This is a genomic window from Paractinoplanes ovalisporus, from assembly GCF_016834655.1.
In the GTDB taxonomy this organism is placed as follows: domain Bacteria; phylum Actinomycetota; class Actinomycetes; order Mycobacteriales; family Micromonosporaceae; genus Actinoplanes; species Actinoplanes ovalisporus.
The window spans coordinates 683,698-696,463 of sequence record NZ_JAENHP010000003.1 but is presented as its reverse complement, the minus strand read 5'-3'; the positions used below and the strand labels follow the sequence as shown (position 1 = coordinate 696,463).

General features: G+C 72.0%; 11 protein-coding genes and 1 pseudogene. 7 read left to right on the top strand and 5 right to left on the bottom strand.

The window, feature by feature from the left end:
- Positions 1-94: 94 nt before the first annotated feature.
- Together JIG36_RS51855 and JIG36_RS13470 are read right to left on the bottom strand one after the other, a co-directional pair.
- Positions 95-967, bottom strand: a pseudogene (locus JIG36_RS51855) (ketopantoate reductase family protein); the annotation flags it as partial.
- Positions 968-978: 11 nt separating this feature from the next.
- Positions 979-1,662, bottom strand: coding sequence for an alpha/beta hydrolase (locus JIG36_RS13470; RefSeq protein WP_203376450.1), 684 nt, complete (start codon positions 1,660-1,662; stop codon positions 979-981).
- Between the two features lie 167 nt (positions 1,663-1,829).
- Here JIG36_RS13470 and JIG36_RS13465 point away from each other — a divergent pair, with 167 nt between their 5' ends.
- The 5 genes from JIG36_RS13465 to JIG36_RS13445 are packed head-to-tail and all read left to right on the top strand — an operon-like array spanning position 1,830 to position 6,167.
- Positions 1,830-2,687, top strand: coding sequence for a LysR family transcriptional regulator (locus tag JIG36_RS13465; RefSeq protein ID WP_203376448.1), 858 nt, complete (start codon positions 1,830-1,832; stop codon positions 2,685-2,687).
- A gap of 28 nt (positions 2,688-2,715) precedes the next feature.
- The gene (locus JIG36_RS13460; protein ID WP_203376447.1) at positions 2,716-3,552 is read left to right on the top strand and encodes an ABC transporter permease; all 837 of its coding nucleotides are present in this window, start codon (positions 2,716-2,718) and stop codon (positions 3,550-3,552) included.
- Between the two features lie 11 nt (positions 3,553-3,563).
- Positions 3,564-4,586, top strand: a complete 1,023-nt coding sequence (locus JIG36_RS13455) for a taurine ABC transporter substrate-binding protein (RefSeq protein ID WP_203376446.1) — start codon at positions 3,564-3,566, stop codon at positions 4,584-4,586.
- Complete coding sequence (locus tag JIG36_RS13450) at positions 4,573-5,337, top strand: ABC transporter ATP-binding protein (protein ID WP_203376445.1); 765 nt, start codon at positions 4,573-4,575, stop codon at positions 5,335-5,337. The genes JIG36_RS13455 and JIG36_RS13450 overlap by 14 nt, the downstream gene beginning before the upstream one ends.
- Positions 5,334-6,167, top strand: coding sequence for a TauD/TfdA dioxygenase family protein (locus JIG36_RS13445; RefSeq protein WP_203376444.1), 834 nt, complete (start codon positions 5,334-5,336; stop codon positions 6,165-6,167). Before JIG36_RS13450 ends, JIG36_RS13445 begins: the two co-directional genes overlap by 4 nt.
- A 137-nt stretch (positions 6,168-6,304) precedes the next feature.
- Here JIG36_RS13445 and JIG36_RS13440 read toward each other — a convergent pair whose 3' ends face one another.
- Positions 6,305-7,357 (bottom strand): SGNH/GDSL hydrolase family protein, encoded by a 1,053-nt coding sequence (locus JIG36_RS13440; protein WP_203376443.1) that lies wholly within the window; start codon positions 7,355-7,357, stop codon positions 6,305-6,307.
- 118 nt (positions 7,358-7,475) lie between these two features.
- On the opposite strand from JIG36_RS13440, the gene JIG36_RS13435 reads away from it, so the two are divergent.
- The gene (locus tag JIG36_RS13435; RefSeq protein WP_203376442.1) at positions 7,476-8,399 is read left to right on the top strand and encodes a hypothetical protein; all 924 of its coding nucleotides are present in this window, start codon (positions 7,476-7,478) and stop codon (positions 8,397-8,399) included.
- On the opposite strand, the gene JIG36_RS13430 is transcribed toward JIG36_RS13435, so the two are convergent.
- Entirely contained in the window at positions 8,396-9,616 is a 1,221-nt protein-coding gene (locus JIG36_RS13430) for a sulfite oxidase (protein ID WP_203376441.1), read from the bottom strand. The two genes, JIG36_RS13435 and JIG36_RS13430, sit on opposite strands and share 4 nt — an antisense overlap.
- A gap of 48 nt (positions 9,617-9,664) precedes the next feature.
- Here JIG36_RS13430 and JIG36_RS13425 point away from each other — a divergent pair, with 48 nt between their 5' ends.
- Positions 9,665-10,807 carry an LLM class flavin-dependent oxidoreductase gene (locus JIG36_RS13425; RefSeq protein WP_203376440.1) on the top strand — a complete coding sequence of 381 codons (1,143 nt, stop codon included), beginning with the start codon at positions 9,665-9,667 and terminating at the stop codon, positions 10,805-10,807.
- Here JIG36_RS13425 and JIG36_RS13420 read toward each other — a convergent pair.
- Positions 10,764-12,764 carry an MMPL family transporter gene (locus JIG36_RS13420; protein WP_203376439.1) on the bottom strand — a complete coding sequence of 667 codons (2,001 nt, stop codon included), beginning with the start codon at positions 12,762-12,764 and terminating at the stop codon, positions 10,764-10,766. The two genes, JIG36_RS13425 and JIG36_RS13420, sit on opposite strands and share 44 nt — an antisense overlap.
- Positions 12,765-12,766: the final 2 nt, after the last annotated feature.

Sequence of the window (12,766 nt, the reverse complement as noted above, 5' to 3'; positions counted from 1 at the left end):
CGCGGTGCCGTTCGGCGCCGACGGTGGCGGCCAGGTCGGCCTCGTCGAGCGACCCGGCCGGGGTGCCGGCGGCGGCGGCCCGGTGGACGCGGGCCTGCACCGCGGCGTTCAGCGGCGCCTCGACGCCGTGCAGCCGGGCCAGCAACACGATCTCGCCGCTCAGATAGTCGATCTCGGTGCGCCCGCCCCGGGCCAGGCTCTGCCAGGTCGAGTTGCCACCGCGTGGGCGCCCCGGGATCTCGGCGATGGAGAACTCGACGTCGGGCCGGGGCGCGGGGACGATGCCGGCCGCCGCGAACACCTGCTGGGCCTCCTCGCGCAGCGCGTCGAGCGCGGTTGTGCGCGCCGGCGACGGCGGGTAGAGCGCGTCGAGCCCGTTGATCAGGTTGCCGAGGAGCTTGGTCGCCTTGTGCCCGGCGATGTCCCCGGTGACATGGGCCGGGATGCCGGCCCGCCGCAGGTCGGCCGCCACCTCTTCGGCGCGGGGGTCGTCGCCGGTCGGGAACCGGCCCACCCACACGACGGCCGGGTGGGGCACGGCCGGGTTCACGACCTCGCCGGCGACCAGGTATTCGGCCGGGACCCAGATGACCGCGCCGAGCACGGTGGCGAAGGAGCGCAGCGCGAGCCGTTCGTTGACGAGCCCGTTCTGCAGCGTGACGGCCGGCAGATCGGCGGCCGCGGTCGTCCCGCCCCGCACCGGCTGCCAGGCCCATTCCCGTACGGCCTCAGCGGTGTCCTGGGCCTTGGTCGCGAACACGAGCACGTCGTCCCGGGTCAGTTCGACCTCGCCCGGACCCCCGGCCACCGGCACCCGCACCAGGTGCTCGCCGTCCGGCCGTACGTACCGCAGCCCGTCCCGGCGCAGCGCGGCCAGCTGGGCGCCCCGGGCGATCAGCAGTGTCCCGACTCCGGCCCGGTGCAGCTCGGCCGCGACGGTGGCCCCGACCGCGCCCGCCCCGACCACGACGTAGCGGGTCACCGCTGCTCCTGCGCGATCGCCGGCAGGTCGGCCCCGAGGCGCAGCCGCTCCAGGAAGAGCACCACCGTGGCGGCGACCGTGCGGTGGCTGACGTCGTTGAGCACGTCGTGCTTGCCGCCGGTGATCGCCACCAGCGTCCCCGGGTAGTAGGCGCGGGCCTCACCGAGCGGACTGATCGAGTCGGCGTCGCCGTGCAGCCCGAGCGTGGGCAGGCTCACGTCGCTCTTTTCGCGGGCCTCGGGCGCCTTCTCGAGCGCGCCACGCACGGCCGCCCCTTCGGACAGCACCCGCTGGTGGTTCGGGCACGATGTGCGGGCCTCGACCTCGGCCTCCCAGCCCAGCAGGTTGATCCGCCGCGGCACCGGGATGCCGGCCAGCACGAGCGCGTCCAGGCCGGGCGCGCGGCCGGCGGCCAGGTCGAGCGCGAACAGGGCGCCGGTGTCCGATCCGACGACCACCTTGGGGCCGGGCAGACCATCGTCGACCAGCAGTTTTCCGGCCTCGGCGAGGCTCTGTCCGGAGTCGGCGGTGACGTCGGGCAGCACCCGGACGCGATAGCCGTCGGAGGCGATGCGCTTGCCGAAACGGGCGTACGCGGCGGTGGTCTCACCCCGTCCGGCGGCGACGATGACCGTGCCGCGCGGCGCGATGCCCTCAGGTTCGTCGTAGGCGTTCGTCATCTTCTTCCTCGGCTATCGATTCAGTAGGAGATCGTCACCAGCATCGTCGGTTCCGGCTGCCGCTGTCCAACGACGATCGCTTCTCGGCACCGATGACGAATGCTGATCGGTCCCGGTCGTTCACAGGTCGGCAATCCTCGTATCAATTCGTTGTTAGCGTCCCGCGCATGGCACAAGTGCTGGACATCGTCGCGCTGCGCAGCCTGGTCGCGGTGGCCGACTGCGGCGGCTTCCATCGGGCCGCGACCACCCTGCTGATCAGCCAGTCGGCGGTGAGCCAGCACCTGCGCCGGCTCGAGAAGGTGATCGGGCGCCCGCTGGTCGAGCGCCGGGGGCGGGGGGCCGCGTTCACGCCGGACGGGCAGGCGCTGCTGGCCGAGGCGCGGCGCATCCTGACCGCCCACGACGACGCCCTGCGCCGCCTGGTCGGGGTCGAGCGGCCCACCGTCACGGTCGGCACCACCGAGCATGCGGCGGCGCTGATCCTGCCCGCGGTCACGGCCGCCCTGCCCGAGCACCAGGTGCGTTTCCGCATCGACCGCACCCGCCGCCTCGACGACGCCATCGACCGGGGCGCGCTCGATCTGGCCGTGCACCTGGCCGAGGCTTCCTCGTCGCCCGGCGTGCCGGTCGGGCCGCTGCCGCTGAGCTGGTACGCCGCGACGGGCTGGACGCCTCCGGCCGGGCGGGCGTGGCCGGTCGTGGCCATCGAGGAGCCCTGCCTTCTCCGTCGTCGGGCGCTCGCCGCCCTGGCCGAGCGGGGTCTCGACCCGTACGTGGTCTGCGACAGCGGCTATGTGGCGGGCGTGCTCGACGCCGTGCGCAGTGGTCTCGGGGTGGCCCTGATGGCGACCTCGGCCTCGACGCCGGACGGGCTGGCCGTGCGCGACGATCTGCCCCCGGTCGAGCCGGCCGAGCTGAGTTTCCGCGCCCGTTCCGGAGCCGACCAGTCCCTTGCGGCGGCGGTCGTCGAGGGCCTGCGCGGTGTGCTCGGCGTCCAGCAGCCGGGACGCGTGCTTGCCTAAAACCGATAGGCAAGGTAGGAAATGACGCGTGACCTCCCTACTGTCCGCGCCGCCCTCCGCGCCGGCCGCTGAACGCCGGTCGCCGCTGGCCCCTTCGGGTGGGCGGCGGCGCCGGTTCGCTCTGCGGCTGGTGGCTCTTCTCGTCCTCTATGGACTGTGGGAGCTGGCCGCCCGCACCACGCGGAACCCCACCTTCATCCCCTCGCCGGGCGCGGTCTGGGACCAGCTGATCCGGACGTCGACCACCGGCTACTCCGGTCACCTGCTCGTCGAGCACCTCGGCATCTCGTTGCGCCGCATCCTCATCGGCTCGGTCATCGGTGTCGCCGGCGGCCTTGTCACCGGTGTCCTGATGGGCGTCATCCCGTGGCTGCGGGTCGTCACCGAGCCGGTGGTCACGTTCGTCCGGGCGCTGCCGCCCCTGGCGTACTTCAGCCTGTTCATCATCTGGTTCGGCATCGACGAGACCCCCAAGCTGTGGCTGCTCTCCATCGCCGCCCTGCCCCCGGTCGCCGTCGCCACCGCGGCCGCCGTCCAGGGCGCGCCGACCGGGCTGGTCGAGGCGGCCCGGGCCCTCGGCGCCGGCCGCTGGGAGGTGATCCGGGACGTGACGCTGCCCAACGCGCTGCCCGAGATCTTCACCGGTGTGCGGCTCGCGGTCGGCATGGCGTACAGCTCGGTCGTCGCCGCCGAGACCATCAACGGCGTCCCCGGCATCGGCGGCATGGTCCGCGACGCCCAGCGCTACTCACAGACCGACGTCGTCGTGCTCGGGCTGTTCGCCATCGGCCTCTCCGGCCTGCTCATCGACGCCCTGCTGCGGACGGCCGAGAACCGGCTGATCCCGTGGCGGGGCCGTGCCTAGAAGGAATCGCCTTGTTCAAGAAGATCATCGCCGGCCTGGCCGTCTTTTCGCTCGCCGCCTGCGGCAACGGTGCGGCCAGCGGGGGCGCGGACCCGGAGAAGAAATCCATCCGGCTCGCCTATCAGGCCTTCCCCAGCGGCGACCTCGTCGTGAAGAACCAGGGCCTGCTCGAGAAGGCGCTGCCCGACTACCAGATCACCTGGACCAAGTTCGACTCCGGCGCCAGCATCAACACCGCGTTCGTGGCCAGGAGCATCGACATCGCGGCCATCGGGTCCAGCCCGGTCGCGCGGGGCTTGTCGGCGCCGCTGAACATCCCGTACCAGGTGGCCTTCGTCCTCGACGTCGCCGGTGACAACGAGGCTCTGGTCGCCCGCAACGGCAGCGGTGTCACCGATGTCGCGTCGCTCAAGGGCAAGAAGGTCGGCACCCCGTTCGCGTCGACCGCGCACTACAGCCTGCTGGCCGCGCTCGACCAGGCCGGCCTTAAGGAGAGCGACGTCAACATCGTCGACCTCGAGCCGCAGGACATCCAGGCCGCCTGGACCCGCGGGGACCTCGACGCCGCGTACACCTGGCTGCCGTCGCTCGCCGAGATCAAGAAGACCGGCAAGGTGCTCATCTCCAGCCGCGAGCTGGCCACCGCGGGCAAGCCGACCCTCGACCTGGGCGTGGTCTCCACCGACTTCATCACCAACCACCCCGAGGCCGTGGACGCCTGGCGCAAGGTGGAGGCGCAGGCCCTCGACCTGATCGCCGCCGACCCGGCCGCCGCCGCCAAGGCGATCGGGGCCGAGCTCAACCTGTCGCCCGAGGAGGCCCAGGAACAGCTGTCCCAGGGCGTCTTCCTCAAGCCGGCCGACCTCGCCTCCGACGAGTGGCTGGGCACCCCCGACAAGGTCGGCAAGCTGGCCGGCAACCTGGTCAGCGCGGCCGAATTCCTCAAGGGCCAGCAGAAGATCGACGCCGTTCCGGCTCTGGCCGACGTGCAGAAGGCCATCTACGTGCAGGGGCTCCCCGGTGTCCTCGGCTGACGCCATCGCGGTGCAGGGCGTCGAACACCGCTACGGCGACGTCACCGCGGTCGGCCCGATCGACCTGACCGTTCCCGAGGGCGAGTTCCTGGTGCTGGTCGGAGCCTCGGGCTGCGGCAAGAGCACGTTGCTGCGCCTGATCGCCGGCTTCGAGGAGCCCACCTTCGGCACCGTACGCACGGCCGGGGAACCGCCCGTGCCGGGGCGCGGCGCCGGGCTGGTCTTCCAGCAGCCCCGCCTGTTCCCCTGGCGCAGCGTCGGCGGCAACGTCGCCCTCGCCCTCAAGTACGCCGGGCAGCCCGCTTCCGAGGCCGATGTGGATCTTTTGCTGGAACGGGTCGGCCTGCACGGCGTCGCCCGCCGGCGCACCTGGCAGATCAGCGGCGGCCAGCAGCAGCGCGTCGCCATCGCCCGGGCGCTGGCCGTCGACAACCCGCTGCTGCTGCTCGACGAGCCGTTCGCCGCCCTCGACGCGCTGACCCGCGAACGCCTGCAGGAAGACCTCCGCCGCGTCAGTCACGAGACGGGCCGCACCTGCGTGTTCGTGACCCACAGCGTCGACGAGGCGGTCTTCCTCGGCAGCCGGGTCGTGGTGCTCACGCCCCGGCCCGGGCAGATCGCGCTCGACCTGCCCATCACCCTGCCGCGCACCGGGCTCGCCCCCGACGAGCTGCGCGGTCTTCCCGAGTTCGCCGCGCTGCGCGCCGAGGTGGGCGCCGCGGTCCGTACCCGTTCGGAGGTATCCGCATGATCTTCGACCAGCTGTCCCCGCACTTCGGGGCGATCGTCCACGGCATCGACCTGAGCAAGGTGTCCGACGCCGACGTGGCCGACATCCGGGCCGCCCTGGTGGACCGCAAGGTGCTGTTCTTCCGCGACCAGACCCTGGACGACGACGGCCAGATCTCGCTGGGCCGCCGCATCGGCGAGCTGACCGCCTCGCATCCCGTGGTCGGCGGCGTCGACGCCGAGCACCCCGAGGTCTACGCCCTGGACAGCGCCGACAACGGTTTCGCCGACGTGTGGCACACCGACGTGACGTTCATGCGGCGCCCGCCCCTGGGCTCGATCCTGCGCGCCGTGACGCTGCCGCCGACCGGGGGCGACACCAACTGGGCCGACGCTCAGCTGGCCTACGACTCGCTCTCGGCCCCCGTGCGCGAACTGGCCGACAAGCTGGTGGCGGTCCACGACGGCAACCGCGAGTTCGGCTACTACCTGGCCCAGCGCCGCGGCGGCCGGGGCAACGAGTGGGACGGCGAGGTCGTCACCAAACTCGAGCCCATCGAGCACCCGGTCATCCGCGTGCACCCCGAGACCGGCCGGCGCGGCATCTTCGTCAACCCCGGCTTCACGTCGCACATCGTCGGGGTGTCCGAGTTCGAGAGCCGGGCCATCCTCGACCTGCTCTACGCCCACCTGACCAAGCCCGAACACATCGTCCGCCACCGCTGGCGCCCCGGGGACGTCGCCATGTGGGACAACCGCAGCACCGCTCACTACGCCAACCGCGACTACGGCACCGAACGCCGCGTCATGCACCGCATCACCCTGCGCGGCGACGTCCCGGTCGGCGTCTGACGGCACACACCGGGTGCTGGCCCCACTGTGCGGCGCCGGCCCCGGAGGGCCCGGGCGGGCTTCGCCGGCCGTTGCGCGGCCAGAACGCGAGACCCACCCGGGCGGCCTGCGTGAGCGCTCACCCTCGAAAACCCGGATCAGTTGTAGGACTGGGTCGCCTGGTCGAAGTCGCAGCGCGGGGCGGGGCTGCCAGGCAGAGCCGCGGTCACCGCGCGGCAGTAGGCCTCCTGGCCCTTGACGGACGGGTGCATGCTCGTCTGTTTCGGCGTGGCGCCGGCAAGCTGAGCACCGTTGATCCACTTGTCGCCGCCGCAAATGCGATGCCCCTCGAAGGCCGTGTCCACGTCGGCCAGGACCACGGACTGCGTGTTCCCGGCCTCCTGCAAGGTGCGGTTGGCCTCGGCGACGCCGTTCGCGATGGCCGCGTTGCCCTCCTGGGCCAGGCTGTTCATCCACAACGCGTCGTCGTACTTGACGGTGGCCGTGGCCACGCCGTAGGCGGTTCCGACCTTGCAGCTGTATTCCTCGTCCCGGTAACCCTCGATGGACTCGCTGAACAACTGGGGATAGTTGGCCACCACCAGCACGCCGTCGGGAGCCATCCGTTCCGCGACCGCGTGGTAGATCCCGGCCAGGGTCATCGGGCCGTTCGGCGTGTCCACTCCGAGGTTGGTGAGCTTGTTGAGATTGCGGACGGCGTCGTCATGCACCGGGCGGCCCTCGAGGCGGCAGTCGTAGCGGCCGCGTTTGCCGGGCGCGGAGACGCAACCCCGGACGACATCGGCGAACCCGACGTCGTTGCCCCCGATCGAGAGCGTCACCAGACGGGTCGACGACCCCACCTCGTCGATCTGGGCGGATTCCGTGGTGGGGTAGGAGTCGTTCGGCCCGAACAGGTGCGTCGCACGGGCGCCGGAGCAGGCCGCGAGGATCCCGTCGGCCGGCTGCACGGTCGCGGCCACCCCGAACGCCCACGAGCTGTAGGCGCGGTGGCAACCGGTGGTGACGCCGTCCTTCGCAATCGAGTCGCCTTCGAGGTAGTGGCTCTCCGGTGCGCCCTCGCCGGAGGCGTACGAGTCGCCGAGCGCGACGTAGGCGGCTCCGGTGCCCTCGGCCTGGGCGGGCAGCGCGATCAGGATCCCGGTGCCGGCGGCGACGGCGGATGCGGTGAGCAGGGCAGTGAGTCTCATGGGAATCCCTCGGTCGTGGCGGCGGAACACTGCCACCACGGGCCGGGCCGCGGTCTGGTTCACCTGCGGGCGGCGGAACTTTGCGACGATGTCTCCCGTCGAAACGCGGGGAGGCGACATGAGGCGACGGTTGGCGTGGTTCACGGTGGTGGCGATGCTTTCGGGGTGTGGTCCGGCGACGGGCACGGCCGAGGAACCCGAACCGGTGCCTTCGCGGCCCGGCGCCGCCGAGAATCTGCAGCGGCTGCGGGAACGGGCCCAGGTCGTGCTGGCCAACTACGAGGCGGCGATGGGCGCCAACGGCTTCGTGGTGTTGCAGGGGCAGGAATCGGCGATGGTCGGGACTCTGGAGGCTCGCAACGAGCAGCTCAAGACGGCGATCGGCGCCGGGCGTTTCGAGCCGGTGGGCACGTTGCCGCCGGCGCCGCGTGAGACCGGCGAAGTGGTGTGGGGCAACGGTGAGCGGCTGAAGCGGCCGTTGATGTCGGCGCCGGAGGGGCTGCGGAAGCTGGCCGCGCGGGACGACTGCCCGCAGTGTGCGCGGCACCCGGTGACCGGGGCGCGCCTGACCACGATGACGGTGGCGACCACGCGGGGGAAGGCGACCGTTCCGGCCTGGGAATACTCGCTCGCGGACACCGAGGTGCGGGTGAAGCGGATGGCACTCGAAACCGGTGGGCCGGCCACGGTGGCGCCGCCGGCCGGAAACCCCGACGAGATCCCCGAAGGGTCGGTGGCCGAGGCCGTGCGCGTGGACGGCCGCAAGCTCACCGCGGACCTCACCGGCGCTCAGGAGGGCGCCGACAAGCCGTGCGGCGAGGACTTCGTGGCCGAGACCGTCGAGACGGACATCGCGGTGGCGATCATCATCCAGCGGATTCCGTACAGCGGCCCGGAACCGAGCGTTCCGCCCGGCGCGGTATGGGCCTGCACCTTGGTCGGCTACCCGCGTACGGTGACGGCCACGTTGAAGAAGCCGCTGAACGGGCGGGCCGTGCTCGAGGTGCAGCAGGGCCAGCCCGTCCTGCTCAAGGAGGCCTAAGCCGCGGTCACCGGCACCTTCACCACGGCGTCGAACAGGTAGCCGAGGGTGTTGAAGCGGGCCACGTCGGGCTGGGTGTTGCCGCGGACGTCGGTGGCCCGAGCCAGCAGCACGTGGTCGCCCGCGGCCGGCCGCCAGTCGATCTCCCAGCGCTGCCAGGCGTTGTCGATCGACGGGCCGGTCGGGCGGGCGCGCCGCCAGTGCGTGCCGCCGTCGGTGCTCACCTCGACGTGCCTGATGCGCCCGGCGGCCGACCACGAACGGCCGGTCAGCCAGGTCAGGCGGCCGGCCGGGAACGTGGCGCCGGGGTCGAGTTCGAAGGCGCTCTTGATGGACTGGCGGTCGAACGGCTGCCCGTCGGCCGGGAACCCGGGGCCGAAGAACCGGTAGAACTGCGTGTTCCACGGTGAGAAGAGGGGCGCGTCGGAGACCTCGATGCGGCCCACCCACTTGATGGACGAGATGCCGATCCACGAGGGCACGACGAGCCGTACGGGATGGCCGTGGTCGGCGGGCAGGGGCGAGCCGTTCATCTCGTACGCGAGCAGGACGTCGTCCAGTGCCTTGCGGACGGGCAGGGGACGCCGTACGGGACCGAGGTCGACACCACCGGTGACGTAGTTCGGGTCGAGGCCCGAGGCCTGCACGTCGACGGCCCGGGACGTGAGGCCGGCCCGGCGCAGCACAGTGGACAGCCGGACGCCACGCCAGCGCGCGACCCCGACCGCGCCCAGGCCCCAGGCCGTACCGGAAACGGTCTGGCTCTGCTGGGTCGTGAAGTAGCTCCGGCCGTTGCCCGCGCACTCGATCGTGACCGAGCGGGCCACCGAGGGCAGGCGCTTCAGGTCGCGCAAGGAGAACTCGACCGGGCCGCCGCGCAGGCCGGCACCGAAGACGGTGAGCCGCCAGGCGTCGGCGTCGATGATCGGGGTGCTGGTGTGGTTGCGGACGAAGAAGCGGTCGATCGGCACGTGGTAGCCGACGTCCTTGAGCGCCGACCAGAGCGTCTCGGCGTTCGTGCCGAAGGTGCGGAACAGCTCGGGCGGTAGCGGCTTGACGATGGGGCCATCGGCCGCGGTGGCCGGGGAGGCGGGGAGCAGGGCGCCCGCGACTCCGGCCGCGGCGGCGAGTTTCAACAGGTCACGGCGGTCGAGCCCGGTCGCCTGGCCCGAGAGCCACTGACCGAACCGCCGCTCGTCGTATGCACGCTCATCCATGCGATAGACCCTATCGACTTTGTAGGAAATAACGGTAGGGTTCCGGGCATGGACTTTCACTGGTTCCTGCCCACCAACGGCGACAGCCGCGACATCGTGGGCGGCGGCCACGGCACCCCGGTCGGATCGGCCGGCGGCGTCCGCCCGCTCACCATCGGCTATCTCGGGCAGATCGCCCGCAGCGCCGAGCAGCTCGGTTTTGTCGGCGCGCTCACCCCGACCGGCGCCTGGTGCGAAGACGCATGGCTGAGCACCGCGATGCTGACCGAGGTGACCGAGCGGCTCAAGTTCCTCGTCGCGTTCCGGCCGGGCGTCATCTCGCCGACCCTGGCCGCGCAGATGGCGTCGACGTTCCAGCGGCTCTCCGGCGGGCGGCTGCTGCTCAACGTCGTCACCGGCGGGGAGTCGCACGAACAGCGCCAATACGGCGACTTCCTCGACAAGGACGCGCGCTATGCCCGTACGGGGGAATTCCTCGGCATCGTGCGGGCCCTGTTCCGTGGCGAGACCGTCACCCATGAGGGCGAGCACCTGCGGGTCGAGGGCGCGAAGCTGGCCAAACTGCCCGACCCCGCTCCGGCCATCTATTTCGGGGGCTCGTCGAAGGCGGCCGGACCGGTCGCGGCCGACCACGCCGACGTCTACCTCACCTGGGGCGAACCACCGGAGAAGGTCGCGGCGAAGCTCGACTGGATCCGCTCGCTCAAGCCGGACATGCGCTTCGGTATCCGGCTGCACGTCATCACCCGCGACACCGCCGAACAGGCATGGGCCGAGGCCGACCGCCTGCTGCGCAACGTGTCCGAGGCCGACATCGCGGCCGTGCAGGCGGGGCTCAACCGCAGCGAGTCGGAGGGCCAGCGGCGCATGCTCGACCTGCACGGCGGTTCCCGCGACGGGCTGGTCGTCGCACCCAACCTGTGGGCGGGCGTCGGGCTGGTGCGCGGCGGCGCGGGCACGGCCCTGGTCGGCAGCCATTCCGAGGTGGCCGACCGCATCCAGGAGTACGCGGCGCTGGGCATCGACGAGTTCATCCTGTCCGGCTACCCGCACCTCGAGGAGGCGTACTGGTTCGGCGAGGGGGTGCTGCCCGAGCTGGCCCGCCGCGGGGTGTGGCGGCACCCCGCGGGCGGTGGCGCGACGACGGCTATTCCGTTCGCTGGAGTTCCGCTGACGGCGTCGCCGAGCTGAGACGCCCCGGCCACCAGAACCGGTCCCCGGTCATCGTGGCCAGGGCGGGGACGAGGACGGTCCGGACGAGCAGGGTGTCCAGCAGGACGCCGATGCCCACGATCACGCCGATCTGGGTCAGCGTGATGACCGGCAGCACACCCAGCACGGCGAACACGGCCGCCAGCAGGATGCCCGCGCTGGTGATGACGCCACCGGTGACGGCCAGGGCGTGCACCATCCCCTCCCGCGTGCCGCGCGCCGGCGTCTCCTCTCGGGCCCGCGTCACCAGGAAGATGTTGTAGTCCACGCCCAGCGCCACCAGGAACAGGAACGACAGCAGCGGTACGCCGGTGTCGAGCGCCGGATAGTCGAACACGTGCCGGAACAGCCAGCTGCCAGAACCCAGCGCGGCCCCGAAGCTGGCGATCACCGTGACGAGCAGCAGGACGGGCGCGACCAGGGCCCGCAACAGGCCGATCAGAACGAGCAGGACGACGATCAGAACCGCGGGGACGATGACGGTGAGGTCGCGCCGGGCGGCGTCGCGGTCGTCCAGACTGGCCGCCACGCTGCCGCCGACGAGCGCGTCCTGAGCGTGCACACGGTCCCGCAGAGCCCGTACGGTCTCGTACGCCTCCGGGGTGTCCGGCGCGGCCGTGAGCACGGCGCTGATGCTCGCCAGATCGCCGGCCTGCTCGCCGACGCGCGCACTGGCGACACCGGGCGTCCTCGTGACGACCGCGAGCACCTCCTCGGCCCGGGCCGGCGTGGTCATGATGGTGGCGGGATCGGTGGCGCCGGCCGGGAAGTAGCGGCTGACCGTCTCGAGACCGTCGACCGCCTCGGCCTCGACCCGGAACTGGTCGGCCTGCGAGAGGCCCAGCTTGGTGCCGATCAGGCCGCTGCCGAGCACGGCAAGGACGGCCACAGCGGCCGCGGTGACGACGACCGGGCGGTGCGAGACCGCGCGACCGATCCGCGCCCAGAGGCCCCGGCCGGCCTCGACCCCGGCCTGCCCGACGCGCGGGACGAACGGCCAGAACAGGCCACGGCCGCAGACCAGCAGGGCGGGCGGCAGAACGAACAGCGCGAACACGGCCGCGATGGCGATGCCGGCCGCCCCGGCCACGCCCAGCGCGAGGTTCTTGCCGAGGCTGGCCAGCAGCAACGTGAGCAGGCTGAGCACGACCGTCCCGGAGCTCGCCAGTACCGCCGGCCCGGCCCCCTTGAGCGCGGTGCGCATGGCCTCGAACCGGTCCTCGTGCCGGTGCAACTCCTCCCGGTACCGCGAGATGATCAGCAGGGCGTAGTTGGTGCCGGCGCCGAAGACGAGCACGGTGATGATGCCGTTGGTGGAGGCGTCGATGGCCAGATCGGTGTGCCGGGACAGGATCGCCACGACCGATCCGCTCAGGCGGTCGGCCAGGCCGACGACGGCGAGCGGGACCAGCCACAGGATCGGGCTGCGGTAGGTGACGAGCAGCAGCAGTGCGACCACGACGACGGTGACGATCAGCAGGCGGGTGTTGGCGCCCGAGAAGCTGTCGGCGAGGTCGGCGGTGAAACCCGCACCGCCGGTGACCTGGGCCGTGATGCCGTCCGGAATCTCCGCCCGCACCTGCTCGCGCAGCTGGCCGACGGCGTCGACGATCTGCTCGGCCGAATAGCCGGCCGGATAGGGCTTGGAGACGATCGCGGCGTCCTTGCCGGGGGCGACGATCGGCCGGCCGAACGAGCCGATCTTCTCCAGCTCGGCCTCGGTGAGCGCGGTGCCGTCGTCCTTGGCGAAGACGATCAGGGCCGGGTTGACCTGCCCGGACGGCAGCTGCCGTTCCAGCTCGGCGACCCGGGTCGACTCGGCGTTGCCCGGCAGCGAGGCGGTCGGGTCGTTGGTCGTTTCGAGCGGTCCGGCGAACGCGAGCACGCCGCCGCCGATCAGAAGCGCGCAGATGAGCGTCAGCCAGGCGCGTCGCATGA